This window comes from Polaribacter sp. (assembly GCF_051251875.1).
In the GTDB taxonomy this organism is placed as follows: Bacteria; Bacteroidota; Bacteroidia; order Flavobacteriales; family Flavobacteriaceae; genus Polaribacter.
The window spans coordinates 1-13,936 of sequence record NZ_JBPOGL010000052.1 but is presented as its reverse complement, the minus strand read 5'-3'; the positions used below and the strand labels follow the sequence as shown (position 1 = coordinate 13,936).

The following is a 13,936-nucleotide window of genomic DNA, read 5'->3' as shown; positions in this document are numbered from 1 at the left end:
CTCTTCGTACCTCATTCGGAATGACAAAACTAAACGTAAAACAAAACTAGTTGTCATTGCTAGGAACGAAGCAATCTCTTAACTAAAAAGAGAATTCCGCAGTTTACAAAATAGTAAACTTCGCAATGTCAAGAATAAAAAGTCATCGTTTTTCGACTTCGATCAAAATAAATGTTAAGTAGGAAATAGCTTCAAAAAATGATAGAAAAAGGCTTAAACTAGTTTCAAAATTTTATCAATATTTTCTTTGTGTGCCAAATCAGATCCTTCACTTAACGTTGCCGATACGCCACAAGCAACACCCCAACGTAATATGTTTTTTGGAGTTTCATTTTTAGCTACAGCATAAATTAAACCTGCAACCATACTGTCTCCAGCGCCAATAGTACTTTTTACAGAAATTACAGGAGCACTCACTGTTTCAATTCCATTTTTATGCGCCATAAATGCGCCATCTTTCCCTAAAGAAACTACCACAAATTTTGCTTTTTTATCAGCAACCATCTTTAATGCAAATGCTTCTTGTTCGTCTTTAGTTAAACTTTCTTTTCCTGCTAAACGCGCCAATTCTTTTTGATTGGGTTTTATTAAAAACAACTCGTTTTTTAAAACTTCATTAAAAACGGGACCAGAAGTATCTACAATAACCTTTACTCCTTTAGCTGTTAAGTTTTGAATGATATTAGAGTAATAATCTGTTGGTAAACCGATTGGCAAACTTCCACTAATTACAAAAATATCGTTATTGGCTACTTGTTCATTTATCAACTTTTCTATAGATACCATTTCTGCTTCTACAAAAGGAGTTGTTGGCATTCCGAATCTGAATTGCAAACCAGTTTTCACATCAAAAACCGCAAAATTTTCTCTAGTCCAAATTGAAATTGGAGTTGCAAAAACATTGATATGTTGCGCTTTTAATAAGTCCTTTAAATGTTCTCCTGTTTTGCCTCCGTAAGGAAACAAACAACAACTATCTATAGCTAAGCGATGTAAAACTCTTGAAATATTAACGCCTCCACCTCCTGGATGATAGGTAATATCTGAACATTCTAATTTATCAAAAGGGGTCATTTCCGCCACTTTTGCACTTTTGTCTAAAGCCGGATTTATGGTAAGTGTTACTACTTTCATTGGTCTCTTTTTTGGGTGATAGTAAAGATAGTTTTTTAAAAAATAGTTGCACTTTTTTATTGTTGTTTTTTCTATGGTTTAAAACAAAGTCCATGTATTACACTTTTTTGGTAAGCCACCCTAATAAATAAAAGTTTTCTGTTTTTTAAAATAATGAACAAACTAGCTTACCTTTTATAGAAACGGGCCCAAAAACTGCTCATCCTTTTAACCTTTTTTATGCTCTTTTTAAAATGTTGAAGCAATATGTTAACTTAAAAAGAGATTATTAAGTTTATAAAAAAGTAAACTTCGTAATAACAAGAATAAAAAATATTGCTTTGTGACTTCGCTCAAGATAAATTCTAAACAGGAAGTAGCTTCTGCAAAAATATAGTGCGCATTCTTTGACAAATAAATTGATTCATCTTAAATTTACTACCAAAACACTGTAACAAAACTGATGCCTTGATCGTCTAAAAGAATGTATGCATTATAACCAACTTACCATGAAAAAATTTTTACCTTCTTTCTTACTACTTATACTATTAGCCAGTTGTACTTCTCAAAAAAATACTGATGAATTTATTGCAAAAACCCAAGGACGCTATTTATTTAATGCCAATGAAGTACTAGAAATCTATTTTAAAGAAAAAATATTACATGCAAAATGGAGAGGAAATGATGCCATAGAATTGCTAAAAGTAAACGACAGTTCTTTTTATATGAAGGCATTAAATGAAAAGATAATTTTTACAAGTACGCCAGAAATGCATATAGAATTGGCAGAAAAAAAAGAACATAAAGGTGTTTTATATTATTTTAAAAAAATGCATGTTGATGAAAAAACACCAAATGAATATTTTGAAGCACAGCAATTTGATAAAGCTTTACAAGCGTATAAATTAATTCAAAAACAAGATTCTTTAAGCCCTATTATAAGACAACACGCTTTAAATAGTTTAGGATATAAATTAATTAAAAAAAATGATTTTGATGCCGCTCTAGAAATTTTTAAAATAAATACTATCTTATACCCAGAAAATTCAAACGTTTTTGATAGTTTAGGAGAAGCATATTTTTTAAAAAAGGATACCGTAAATGCAATTATCAACTTTAAAAAAGCGTTATCAATAAATCCAGAAAACAGAAATTCTAAACGTTTTTTGAAAAAAATAACAAAAAATAAATGACACTAGAAGAATTAAAATATCCGATAGGAAAAACAAATATTCCTGAAAACATAACCAAGAAAAATATTGAAGATTGGATTTCCATTTTAGAAAGATTTCCGCAAGAATTAGAATTCCTAATCAAAGAACTTTCTGACAATCAACTAAATACTAAATACAGAGAAAATGGTTGGACCATTAGACAAGTGATACATCATTGTTATGACAGTCATCATAATTCTTACACGCGTTTTAAATGGGCATTAACAGAAGACAAACCTGTAATTAAAGCGTATTTTGAAGAACGTTGGGCAGAATTACACGATTCTAAATCTGCTCCGGTATTTTTAACAATAGACGCCTTAAAGGCTTTACACTCTAAATGGGTTTATTTTTTACGCGGTTTAACAGACGCCGAATTAGAAAAAACGTTTATCCATCCAACAGGAAAAGAAGAAATAAGCTTAAAAGAGAATATTTGTATTTATGCTTGGCATTGCAAACATCATTTTGCACATATAGAAGAGTTAATGATTCGTGAAGGTTGGAAATAAGATGAAAGAAGAAATTACTTTTGAAGATTTTTTAAAGGTTGATATTAGAATAGGAACCATTATTGAAGTACATGATTTTCCGAAAGCCAGAAAACCTGCTTATCAATTAAAAATTGATTTTGGTGCTTTGGGCATTAAAAAATCGAGTGCACAAATAACAGATTTATATACAAAAGAAGACTTACTAAACAAACAAGTTTCTGTAATTGTAAACTTTAAACCAAGACAAATTGCCAACTTTATGAGCGAATGTTTGGTGATTGGTGTTTATAATACAGAAGGAGACGTGGTTTTATTACAACCTTCTAAAGAAATTAAAAACGGAGAACAAGTTTCTTAATTCTTTGGATTGTTTAAAATTACCAAAGCCCCAATGACTCCAGGAATCCATCCACAAAGGGTTAGTAAAAAGATAATAAAGAAAGACCCACAACCTTTATCTATTACAGAAAGTGGCGGAAAAATAATGGCAAATAATACTCTAAAAAAACTCATTTTTATATGTAGTTGGTTATATTAATAAGACGATTCAAAAATAATATTGTTACAAACTTAAATTAGAACTCCTTAAAATTTAGTGTTGCAAAAATAAACACTTGGTAATTTTACCTGCTTTAAGCTAAATTCTATAGATAATGAGGGAATAGGAAAACAAAAATTATTTGGACAAATAGTGAAAAATTTACGTTGGATATAAAAAAATGAAACACAGCTATTGCTGTAGAAGAATAAAGAATTTCTTTGCTTGTTAGTTTAAAAAAAGATAACTTGGCTACCACTCAAGAACCTATAAGTTCAAATCATTTTACCCTAATTTTACAAGAAAGATATTGCGCTAAAGCAGTTAAAAAAAATTAAATGAATATAAAACAGATTTTCAAAAACAATCATAATTGGGTTCAAAATAAACTAAATCTAGACCCAAACTATTTTAACAATCTTTCTAAAGGACAAAACCCAGATATTTTATACATCGGATGTTCTGACAGTAGAGTAACTGCGGAAGAATTAATGGGTGTATCACCCGGCGAAGCTTTTGTGCATAGAAACATTGCCAACATGGTTCCTAACACAGATTTAAGTGCCATGTCTGTGATTGATTATGCTGTTTTACATTTAAAAGTCAATCATGTTGTTGTTTGCGGTCATTATTATTGTGGTGGTGTAAAAGCAGCAATGGAATCGAAAGATTTAGGTATTTTAAATCCTTGGTTGCGAAATATTAGAGATGTATATCGCACTCATAATGATGAATTAAGAGAAATTAAAGATGAAGACCAACGCTATAAAAGATTGGTAGAATTAAATGTACAAGAACAATGTATTAATGTGATAAAAACAGCCGAAGTTCAAAGAGCTTTTCGCGATAGAGGTTTAACAGTACACGGTTGGGTTTTTGATATTCATTCTGGAAAAATTATCGATTTAAAAATTGACTTTTCTAAAATTTTAAAAGATGTGATGGAAATTTATCACCTTGAATAATCAGACACATACAGCGCTTAAAATATACAGATGAAGGTTTAAAACTTAAAAATGAAGCTAATTTACTGTTAAAAGTTACCCGTTTATATTATTTCATTAAAGTAGCCAACCGTTTTTAAGAAAATTTAATTTGCTTTTTGGTACTTTCGCCCTCTTTATGAGTACATCAAAACATATTCTTCCTGTAATTATTATTTCTCAATTTTGCTGCACATCTTTATGGTTTGCTAGCAACGGAGTAATGACCGATTTGGTTACAAATTTTAGCTTAAGTGACATTGCTTTAGGATATTTAACCTCTGCTGTACAGTTTGGTTTTATTATGGGTACTTTAGTCTTTGCTATCTTTAACATTGCAGACCGTTTTTCGCCCTCTAAAGTGTTTTTTTTCTGTGCAGTATTAGGCGCATTTTTTAACTTGAGACTTATTTTTGAAAATCAAACTTTTTACACTTTAATAGGCATGCGCTTTCTAACCGGATTTTTCTTGGCAGGAATTTACCCTGTAGGAATGAAAATTGCCACAGATTATTTTGATAAAGGCTTAGGAAAATCTTTAGGTTTTTTGGTAGGCGCATTGGTTTTAGGAACTGCCTTACCGCATTTACTTAAAGATCTAATGCAAGGGTTTTCTTGGAAAACTATTATCATATCTATCTCTATTTTAGCCAGTTTTGGTGGATTATTAATGTTGCTTTTTGTTCCCAATGGTCCTTATAGAAAAGCCGGAAAAAAACTAGATATTACCATCTGTTTTTCCATATTTAAAAATGTAAAATTTAGAAAAGCTGCTTTTGGTTATTTCGGACATATGTGGGAGTTGTATACTTTCTGGACATTTGTACCTATCCTTTTAAAAATCTATGAGAATTTGCATTCAAACACCCAGCTTAATATTCCTTTATTATCATTTATAATTATTGGAGCAGGAAGTTTGTCTTGCGTACTTGGAGGTTATTTATCAGTAAAATTTGGCCCAAAAAACATTGCTTATGGAGCCTTATTTTTCTCTTGTATTTGCTGCCTTATTTCTCCTTTGATGTTTCAACTAACTCATCAAAATCTGTTTATTGCTTTTTTACTCTTTTGGGGGATGGTAGTTGTTGCAGATTCTCCTTTATTTTCCACTTTAGTGGCTCAAAATGTAGCTTCACAAAACAAAGGAACGGCACTTACCATAGTGAATTGTATTGGTTTTGCAATTACTATTATTAGCATTCAATTAATAAGCAATTATAAAGAAATAACAGATTCTAATGCTATTTATCTTCTATTAGCCATTGGACCTATTTTGGGTTTATTTACTTTTTCGAGAAAAAAAGTTCATTTGTAAAATTAAAAACATCTCGATACAATTTTGTGAAAAGCAAAATCAATCGATGTGACAATTCTCTATAAAGACAAATAACAAATAATGTCAGTTCGAGTGAAATTTCCCTTTTAGAAATTTTGAATCGAGAACTTTTTGTCTCTTTTCTTTAAATGCTGTATGAAACAAAAAAGGACAGCAAAATTAATTACTATCCTTTATAAAATACACTAAAAAATTCTCTAAACTTTGGTTAAAACCCAAAGTTGAGCTTCTTCTAAAACAGCCTCTTTTTTGTTTCGTTTTGTTTTATCAACCGTAGGTTTTATGGTCTTCTTTAAACATTTTTCTAATTTAAAACGAATTCCTTTTGCCAATTCTTTTTCTATCGGATTTTCCTTTGTGAGGTTCTTAATTTGTGCAGCATTAGAAAATAAAATTACTATTTTACCACCTTCAGCCAATCTATTGTTTGCTTCTGCAAAAAACTTAGGAAACAAATTCTTATTATAATAAACAGCTTTGTCTATATTTTCTTCATTCGAAATTGCTGGCAACCAAGGCGGATTAAAAACAATTAATTCGGATTCTTTTTCCCATTTACCAAAAAGGTTTCCAAAATCTAATTCTATTTTACGAGACAATTTTGTGTCTCCCATAAATTCTTTTAAACCAACAATTGCATTAGGATTTGTATCTGTACCAAATACCTTCTGAAAACCATGTTGCACCATTTGAAAAGACAAAACACCACTACCAATACCTACATCTATAGCAGATTTCTTAGGTCCTTCATACCGTTTTAACCAATTATCAAACAATGTTAATTGATCGAAACGAGTAGGAAAATACACGCCATAATAAGGATGCACTTTGTATCTTAATACAGGTACTTTAATTCCTTTCTGATACTTTTGCCAGGTGCTGTTTAATCTTTGAACTTCTGGAAACGTTAATAAAATTTCATTTTTATTTGCATACAATTTATCGAACCAACCAATTTTAGGCGCCTTCTCTACTGCCACTTTTTGATGTATAATTTTCAATAAAATTAAATTAGAAAGTCGATGATATTCCGCACGAAATGCATGTTGCTCTTTAATGGTTTTATTTGGCAAACGGATTTTTAAATGTTTTTGCAACTCTTTTAAAAGCAACATTCCGTTGCTATAAAATTCCGTAATTAAAACCGATTTACCTTCTCTCATGGCATAAAGTGTTTCTCTTACATCCGTATTACTATCAAATTTTATTAAATCTTCACCTTGGCGAATTGGTCTTGGTTTGTTAATTTGTATCTCTGAACTCATCAATTTATGTGGTATTATTTAAAATTGCAGATGCTTGATGTTTGCAATTCGTTTTTTTAATATTAGGAATCATATCAAAATTTAGCAACAATATATATGCAAATGTGTACCAAATAATAATTTGCAAAGATACTTTTTAAAACCTAGTATCTTTACTATTCACAGAAATAGCAAAAAATTATAAATACCATTTTTTTATCCTTGAAAATTAGCCCTTTTTTAAATCATTTTTTATAAAATTAATAAAAATAACCAAAGAAGTTTTTTGAGATAGAAATAATGAGTTTTTTATTCGGATATTTGTTTCTTATTCTTACTTTTTCAACAGTAAATAATGATAGACAATATTACTTTAGACAATTTAAACAACTCACTTTCTGGTGATGTTCTTTTTGATAATTTACATAAAACTTTATACGCAACAGATGCTTCTGTTTACAGAAAAATTCCTTTAGCGGTTGCTTTTCCAAAGGATGATAAAGACATTAAAACCTTAATTGCTTTTGCAACTAAAAATAAGATTACTTTAATACCAAGAACTGCTGGTACTTCTTTAGCAGGACAATGTGTTGGTGAAGGTATTGTTGTGGATGTTTCTAAACATTTTACAAAAATTATATCTTTTGATGAAAAAGCAAAAACAATTACTTTACAACCCGGAATTGTAAGAGATTCTTTAAATGTATATTTAAAACCTTTCGGTTTGTTTTTTGGACCAAATACCTCAACTTCTAACCGTTGTATGATTGGCGGAATGGTTGGTAACAACTCCTCTGGAAGTACTTCTATAAAATATGGCGTAACGCGAGATAAGGTAGTAGAAATAGATGCCATTTTAAGTGATGGTAGCACCGCTATTTTTAAGGAAATTTCATCAACAGAATTTATCAAAAAAACAAAAGAAAACACCCAAGAAGGGAAAATATATAAAAGTCTTTTTGATGAACTTACTATCACAGAAAATCAACAAGAAATAAAAAACGAGTTTCCTAAAGAAACCATTCACAGAAGATGTACTGGTTATGCAATTGACGAGTTATTAAGCTCAGATTTATTTGGCGGAACTTCAACTACTATAAATGTTGCAAAATTATTAGCAGGAAGTGAAGGTACTTTGGCTTTTTCAACCTCAATTACCTTGCAGTTAGATGCGCTACCTCCTACTGCAAGTATTATGGTTTGTACACATTTTAAATCTATAAACGAAAGTTTAAATGCTACTGTAATTGCCATGAATCATAATTTATACAATTGTGAATTGATGGACAAAACAATTTTAGATTGTACAAAAAACAATCGTGATTTGGCAAAAAATAGGTTCTTTTTACAAGGAGATCCTGAAGCAATTTTAATGTTAGAAGTTTCTGCAAATACCATAGAAGAAACGGAAATTTTAGCAGATAACTTAATTTCAGATTTAGAAAAGAATAAATTCGGATATCATCATCCAAAAGTATACGGAGCAGATATTGCAAAAGTGCATTATTTACGTAAAGCTGGTTTGGGTGCTTTGGCAAATATTGTTGGCGATAAAAAAGCGGTTGCTTGTATAGAAGATACAGCTGTTGCTTTAGAAGATTTGCCAAATTATATTGAAGAGTTTACTCAGATTATGGCTAAATACCAACAAAACGCTGTGTATTATGCACATGCCGGAGCTGGTGAATTGCATTTGCGTCCGATTTTGAATATTAAGAAAAAAGAAGATGTAGTTTTATTTAGAAAAATTACTACAGAAACTGCAGAATTGGTTAAAAAATACCAAGGTTCTTTTTCAGGAGAACATGGAGATGGAATTGTCCGTGCAGAGTTTATTCCATTAATGATTGGTGATAAAAATTATCAGTTATTACGAAGAGTAAAAAAAGCTTTTGACCCAAATAATATTTTTAACCAAGGAAAAATTACAGATGCTTTTCCGATGGATGAAAGTCTTAGATATGAAGTAGATAGAAAAGAACCAGAAATTAAAACCATTCAAGATTTTTCTGAAAGTGAAGGAATTCTAAAATTAGCAGAAAAATGTAATGGTACTGGAGATTGTAGAAAACCTGTAGAAGCTGGCGGAACGATGTGCCCAAGTTACAGAGCTACAAAAGATGAAAAAGACACCACCAGAGCAAGAGCAAATACATTGCGAGAATTTTTAACAAATTCAGACCAAGCAAATAAATTTAATCATACAGAATTAAAACAAGTTTTTGATTTGTGTTTAAGCTGTAAAGCCTGCGCTACAGAATGCCCAAGTAATGTGGATATTGCAACAATGAAAGCAGAATTTTTATATCAATATCAAGAAACAAACGGGTATTCTTTTAGAAATAAAATGTTTGCAAATAATGCCAAATACAATAAATTAGGAGCTCTAGCACCTTCCATAACTAACTTTTTCACCAATTCTACACTTGCTAAAAAGGTTTTAGGAGTAGCTGTTGAACGCTCAGTTCCTAAATTAGCCAATCAAACATTAGAAAGCTGGTTAAAAAAACACCACCCAAAAACATCTAAAAAGGCGGTTTATTTATTTAATGATGAGTTTACTAATTTTTACGATGCGGAAATTGGACAAGATGCTGTTATTTTATTAGAAAAATTAGGCTACGAAGTAAAAACCGTTAAACATGATGAAAGCGGTAGAAGTCATATTTCTAAAGGTTTCTTAAAAGAAGCGAAAGCGATTTGTAATAATAATGTTGCTATTTTTAAAGACATTATTACAGAAAAAACTCCGTTGGTAGGAATAGAACCTTCGGCTATTTTAGGTTTTAGAGACGAATATATTCGTTTAGCCGATGATAAATCATCCGCAGAAAAAATAGCAAAAAACAGTTTTACACTCGAAGAGTTTTTAGCCAAAGAACTAGAAAAAGGAAATATTGATACTTCTTTATTTACAACCTCAGCTAAAACCTTAAAAATTCACGGACATTGTCATCAAAAAGCATTGTCTGGAACACATGCAAGTTTTCAAATTTTAAATATTCCTAAAAATTATTCTGTAACAATTATTAATTCTGGTTGTTGCGGAATGGCTGGTTCTTTTGGATATGAAAAAGAGCATTACAAAGTTTCTATGCAAGTAGGTGAAGATACTTTGTTTCCAAAAATAAGAAATACACCCCAAGAAACACAAATTGTTGCCGCCGGAACAAGTTGTAGACATCAAATTTTTGATGGTACAAAACGCATTGCAAAACACCCAATCACAATTTTAAAAGAAGCATTAGTATAATGGCAAAATATAAAGCAGATTCAGAAAGATATCATAAAATAAACTATAGAAGAACAGGAAATAGCGGTTTGTTGTTACCCGAACTTTCTTTAGGTTTATGGCATAATTTTGGTAAAAAAGACGATTTTGACAACGCTAGAAATTTATTAAAATGTGCGTTTGATAACGGAATTACACATTTTGATTTAGCAAATAACTACGGACCACCTTATGGTTCTGCTGAAAAAACATTTGGTAAAATCTTAAAAAAGGATTTTAAAAAATATAGAGATGAATTGATTATTTCATCGAAAGCAGGTTATGATATGTGGGAAGGTCCCTATGGAAATTTTGGTTCTAAGAAATATTTAATTTCTAGTTTAGACCAAAGTTTACAAAGAATGAATTTAGAGTATGTTGATATTTTTTATCATCACAGACCCGATTATGACACACCTTTAGAGGAAACAATGGGTGCTTTAGATTTAATAGTAAGACAAGGAAAAGCCTTGTACGTTGGTATTTCTAATTATCAACCAAAAGAAGCAGAAAAGGCCTTTAAAATCTTAAAAGACTTAGGAACTCCGTGTTTAATTCATCAACCCAGATATAGTTTATTTGATCGTTGGATAGAAGATGGATTGATCGATTTATTAGGAAATTCTGGCGTGGGAGCCATTTGTTTTTCTCCTTTGGCCCAAGGAATGTTAACCGATAAATATATAGATGGATTACCAAAAGACTCAAGAGCAGTAAAAGACGGACGCTATTTAAAAACGGATAAAGTAATGGAAATGCTTCCAAAAATTAAAGCGTTGCGTGAAGTTGCTAAAAACAGAAATCAGAATTTAGCACAAATGGCAATTTCTTGGATTTTAAAAGATGATAGAATTACTTCTGTTTTAATAGGAGCTAGTAAAACTGAACAAATTTTAGACAGTTTAAAAGCTACTGAAAATACTGTTTTTTCTGAAGAAGAATTAGCAAATATTAATGCAATATTAAAATAACAACCAGAAAATTACTATAAGCCCCTTTTGGTTTTAAAAACCTGAAGGGGCTATTTTGTTTCGAAATATTGCATATAATAATCGAAAATTTATGGCATTAAAAAAGCTCCTATAAAAAGGAGCTTTTTTAAACCATACTTACACTATTTAATTTTCTACTAATTCTTCACCAGCAATTAATGCAAAAAACTTATCTAAGTTAGGTAGAATTACAATTCTAGTTCTTCTATTCTTAGCTCTATTTTCATTTGTTGTATTTGCTACTAAAGGCATTGTACTTCCTCTACCAGATGCAATTAATCTATTACCATTTACATGATATTTTTTCTCTAAAAGACGCACAATAGAAGTCGCTCTTTTTACACTTAAATCCCAATTATCTTGCACTGCAATATTACTAATTGTTCTAGAATCTGTATGACCTTCTATCATAACATCTAAACTTGGTTCAGACTTTAAAACATCTGCCAATTTTTTTAATAATTTATTCGCTTTAGAATTTACTTTATAACTTGCTGTGTTAAATAATAATTTATCAGAAACAGAAATCATAACAACTGTCTGATCTATATCAATATTAATATCATCTGAGTTTTCTAATTCAAAACCAGCAACTGATTTTTTCAAATTATAAGAAATAGCAAGGTTTAATGAATCTGTTAACGTTTTTGCATTGGCTAATTCTGCTGGGTCTACATTTTTTAATGTTTCTACCATCTTTCTTTTCATCGAGTTAGAAATAACAGTTGTTTTACCTACCATATCTAACTTTACATCATTTTCTTTTTCTAGGGAAGAATTTACATCCTTTAAAGAATTTATTTTATTATTATAAGTAACAACTCTTTTTTCAATTTCAGAAAACTTATTTTCTAAATTTTCTTTCGCTATGGTTGTTTTTTGAAGAGTAGTTCTGGTATCATTTAACCTTTGTTCTAATGCTACATACTTCTTTTTAGAAACACAAGAAGCTGTGGTAATGATGATTACTACAAGGGCAATAATTACTTTTTTCATTTTTATGGGTTTTTGGTTGATTTATTAAAACACTAATAACTTTTATAAATACGTTTTATTATAAAAATTAGTATTTAATTTATTTTATTCTGGCAAAACTAGTGCTTTTCATTTTATGTTTTTAAAGAACATTTGACTATTTTTTAAACTTTAAAATCGAGAATTATGAAAACAAAATCCCTAAACAAACCCCATATTTATTGTATTCATCTCAAAATTTAAGAAGGCAAATAGAAACATTTACAAAATATTGAATCCAACATTTTATACTTACAAACACCTTTCAGTAAATTCAGACAAGCTTTCCTAATTTTTCTTCACAAATACAATATTAATAAGGAATTATTAACTAACTTGAAGAATCCTTACTATTTCAATTAATTTTTATAGATTTATTAAATAAAACTATTAGATTACTTTAAATAGTTATGGAACCTATTAATTAATATAAAAACTTAAATTACTATGAAAAACATTTGCATCTTTTTAATTATTGGTATGAGTATTTTTAGTACTCGAAATACGTTTTCACAATCTTCTTGTTTTCAAGAAAAATCTTTTCAAATAGGAGATATTGTATATCTATGGTCAACGAAAGATTGGAATTCAGGCCCAAAAACTTGGGTTAAATATATTTATGATGGTAAAAAAGACGGAAAATATGAATTAGCGAAAGCAAACTCTGAAATAAGAAGCATATTTATGTTAAACTCATTAGAAAATGTTTTTTCTGAAAATGAATATGAAAAACTACAACATCAAAACCCATCTTGCAATGCTGTAACAGCTGAGCATAAAATAAAATTCAACAATGAAAGTTTATCAATAATTAATAATTACAGAGCACAATATGGCACAAAAGCACTACAAAGCGACCCGGTTTTAGACAAAGCTGCTCAAGACTATGTAGATTGGATGGTAAAGAACTTAAATTCATACGCTCAACTCTCACATTCTGCAGATGGCAACAGCGTATCTCAAAGAGTGGTAAATGCTGCAAAATCTTTAAATGCTACCGTTTTAACAGATTCTAGAGGAACAGAATATGCATTTTCTGGTAGCGGAGAAAATTTAAGTGGAGGATCAATATGTGCAGAAGATGCTTTTGAAACTTGGAGAAAATCTCCAGGTCATAATAGAAATATGAAAAATACAGACTATCAATACATTGGTTTTGGCATAGCTTGTGGTGTTAATAATAATGGTGATAAAATTGTGTTTGCTGCACAGGTCTTTGGTATTAAAAAGGCGGAAAATGAAAACACTTCTGTAAATGAAGATAATAACACTAACAGAGATACTAACAATAATAACTTTCTAAATAGCAATCAATCTTTAGTGGCTGGTAAAAAATTGTATTCTAAAAACAAAGGATATTATCTAACATTACAAGATGACGGAAACTTATGTATTTACCAATCTCAAGACAATAGTTTCGAATGGTGCTCTATGGCTTACGGATTTTCTGGTGGCGTTTTAAAATTGCAATCGGATGGAAACCTAGTGGTTTATAATCAAAATAATGAGGCAAAATGGGCTTCTAGAACGCATCCCTTTTTTAATGATAAATTTAAAATTCCTAGCAACAAACCTGTAAAACTGGTTTTAGAAAATAATGGAAGGTTGAATTTGTATTCCGCTAATAGAGAAATTGTTTGGTCTAATAAATAAAAATTATTAGAGGTCAGTATTTAAATTCATATCTTTAAAGTCAACAAATATAGTATTATTATGAATATTTTTAAAGGACAAAAC

12 protein-coding genes are annotated in these 13,936 nt (G+C 30.0%); 8 read left to right on the top strand and 4 right to left on the bottom strand.

What is annotated here, in order from left to right:
* Window positions 1–213: 213 nt before the first annotated feature.
* Entirely contained in the window at window positions 214–1,134 is a 921-nt protein-coding gene (locus ACSHW5_RS16055) for a 1-phosphofructokinase family hexose kinase (RefSeq protein ID WP_435677165.1), read from the bottom strand.
* A 488-nt stretch (window positions 1,135–1,622) separates the two neighbouring features.
* Here ACSHW5_RS16055 and ACSHW5_RS16050 point away from each other — a divergent pair, with 488 nt between their 5' ends.
* Genes ACSHW5_RS16050 through ACSHW5_RS16040 form a run of 3 tightly spaced genes read left to right on the top strand, consistent with a single transcriptional unit; the run spans window position 1,623 to window position 3,179 of the window.
* Window positions 1,623–2,306, top strand: coding sequence for a tetratricopeptide repeat protein (locus ACSHW5_RS16050; RefSeq protein WP_435677164.1), 684 nt, complete (start codon window positions 1,623–1,625; stop codon window positions 2,304–2,306).
* Complete coding sequence (locus ACSHW5_RS16045; RefSeq protein ID WP_435677163.1) at window positions 2,303–2,839, top strand: YfiT family bacillithiol transferase; 537 nt, start codon at window positions 2,303–2,305, stop codon at window positions 2,837–2,839. The genes ACSHW5_RS16050 and ACSHW5_RS16045 overlap by 4 nt, the downstream gene beginning before the upstream one ends.
* Window position 2,840: 1 nt before the next feature.
* On the top strand, window positions 2,841–3,179 hold the full coding sequence (locus tag ACSHW5_RS16040; RefSeq protein ID WP_435677162.1) for a tRNA-binding protein: 339 nt from the start codon (window positions 2,841–2,843) through the stop codon (window positions 3,177–3,179).
* Here the strand turns inward: ACSHW5_RS16040 and ACSHW5_RS16035 are convergent.
* Window positions 3,176–3,334 (bottom strand): YqaE/Pmp3 family membrane protein, encoded by a 159-nt coding sequence (locus ACSHW5_RS16035; protein ID WP_076686390.1) that lies wholly within the window; start codon window positions 3,332–3,334, stop codon window positions 3,176–3,178. The two genes, ACSHW5_RS16040 and ACSHW5_RS16035, sit on opposite strands and share 4 nt — an antisense overlap.
* A gap of 363 nt (window positions 3,335–3,697) precedes the next feature.
* Here ACSHW5_RS16035 and ACSHW5_RS16030 point away from each other — a divergent pair, with 363 nt between their 5' ends.
* Both ACSHW5_RS16030 and ACSHW5_RS16025 read left to right on the top strand, forming a co-directional pair.
* On the top strand, window positions 3,698–4,324 hold the full coding sequence (locus ACSHW5_RS16030; protein WP_435677161.1) for a carbonic anhydrase: 627 nt from the start codon (window positions 3,698–3,700) through the stop codon (window positions 4,322–4,324).
* 157 nt (window positions 4,325–4,481) lie between these two features.
* A complete protein-coding gene (locus ACSHW5_RS16025; protein ID WP_435677160.1) occupies window positions 4,482–5,657 on the top strand; it encodes an MFS transporter in 1,176 nt (391 codons plus the stop codon).
* 218 nt (window positions 5,658–5,875) lie between these two features.
* Here ACSHW5_RS16025 and ACSHW5_RS16020 read toward each other — a convergent pair whose 3' ends face one another.
* Window positions 5,876–6,943: a Rossmann-like fold-containing protein gene (locus tag ACSHW5_RS16020; RefSeq protein ID WP_435677159.1), complete on the bottom strand. Its 1,068-nt coding sequence runs from the start codon at window positions 6,941–6,943 to the stop codon at window positions 5,876–5,878.
* A gap of 334 nt (window positions 6,944–7,277) precedes the next feature.
* Here ACSHW5_RS16020 and ACSHW5_RS16015 point away from each other — a divergent pair, with 334 nt between their 5' ends.
* Together ACSHW5_RS16015 and ACSHW5_RS16010 are read left to right on the top strand one after the other, a co-directional pair.
* Window positions 7,278–10,175, top strand: a complete 2,898-nt coding sequence (locus ACSHW5_RS16015; RefSeq protein ID WP_435677158.1) for an FAD-binding and (Fe-S)-binding domain-containing protein — start codon at window positions 7,278–7,280, stop codon at window positions 10,173–10,175.
* A complete protein-coding gene (locus ACSHW5_RS16010) occupies window positions 10,175–11,164 on the top strand; it encodes an aldo/keto reductase (RefSeq protein ID WP_435677157.1) in 990 nt (329 codons plus the stop codon). The genes ACSHW5_RS16015 and ACSHW5_RS16010 overlap by 1 nt, the downstream gene beginning before the upstream one ends.
* A 147-nt stretch (window positions 11,165–11,311) precedes the next feature.
* Here ACSHW5_RS16010 and ACSHW5_RS16005 read toward each other — a convergent pair whose 3' ends face one another.
* Window positions 11,312–12,181: an OmpA/MotB family protein gene (locus ACSHW5_RS16005; protein ID WP_435677156.1), complete on the bottom strand. Its 870-nt coding sequence runs from the start codon at window positions 12,179–12,181 to the stop codon at window positions 11,312–11,314.
* A 465-nt stretch (window positions 12,182–12,646) separates the two neighbouring features.
* Here ACSHW5_RS16005 and ACSHW5_RS16000 point away from each other — a divergent pair, with 465 nt between their 5' ends.
* The gene (locus ACSHW5_RS16000; protein ID WP_435677155.1) at window positions 12,647–13,852 is read left to right on the top strand and encodes a CAP domain-containing protein; all 1,206 of its coding nucleotides are present in this window, start codon (window positions 12,647–12,649) and stop codon (window positions 13,850–13,852) included.
* Window positions 13,853–13,936 lie beyond the last annotated feature (84 nt).

Excerpts from the sequence above, each read along its gene's own strand:
- ACSHW5_RS16005 (WP_435677156.1), bottom strand. The coding sequence starts at position 12,181 with ATGAAAAAAGTAATTATTGCCCTTGTAGTAATCATCATTACCACAGCT.
- ACSHW5_RS16055 (WP_435677165.1), bottom strand. The coding sequence starts at position 1,134 with ATGAAAGTAGTAACACTTACCATAAATCCGGCTTTAGACAAAAGTGCA.
- ACSHW5_RS16035 (WP_076686390.1), bottom strand. The coding sequence starts at position 3,334 with ATGAGTTTTTTTAGAGTATTATTTGCCATTATTTTTCCGCCACTTTCT.
- ACSHW5_RS16050 (WP_435677164.1), top strand. The coding sequence starts at position 1,623 with ATGAAAAAATTTTTACCTTCTTTCTTACTACTTATACTATTAGCCAGT.
- ACSHW5_RS16015 (WP_435677158.1), top strand. The coding sequence starts at position 7,278 with ATGATAGACAATATTACTTTAGACAATTTAAACAACTCACTTTCTGGT.
- ACSHW5_RS16030 (WP_435677161.1), top strand. The coding sequence starts at position 3,698 with ATGAATATAAAACAGATTTTCAAAAACAATCATAATTGGGTTCAAAAT.
- ACSHW5_RS16010 (WP_435677157.1), top strand. The coding sequence starts at position 10,175 with ATGGCAAAATATAAAGCAGATTCAGAAAGATATCATAAAATAAACTAT.
- ACSHW5_RS16020 (WP_435677159.1), bottom strand. The coding sequence starts at position 6,943 with ATGAGTTCAGAGATACAAATTAACAAACCAAGACCAATTCGCCAAGGT.
- ACSHW5_RS16025 (WP_435677160.1), top strand. The coding sequence starts at position 4,482 with ATGAGTACATCAAAACATATTCTTCCTGTAATTATTATTTCTCAATTT.
- ACSHW5_RS16000 (WP_435677155.1), top strand. The coding sequence starts at position 12,647 with ATGAAAAACATTTGCATCTTTTTAATTATTGGTATGAGTATTTTTAGT.
- ACSHW5_RS16040 (WP_435677162.1), top strand. The coding sequence starts at position 2,841 with ATGAAAGAAGAAATTACTTTTGAAGATTTTTTAAAGGTTGATATTAGA.
- ACSHW5_RS16045 (WP_435677163.1), top strand. The coding sequence starts at position 2,303 with ATGACACTAGAAGAATTAAAATATCCGATAGGAAAAACAAATATTCCT.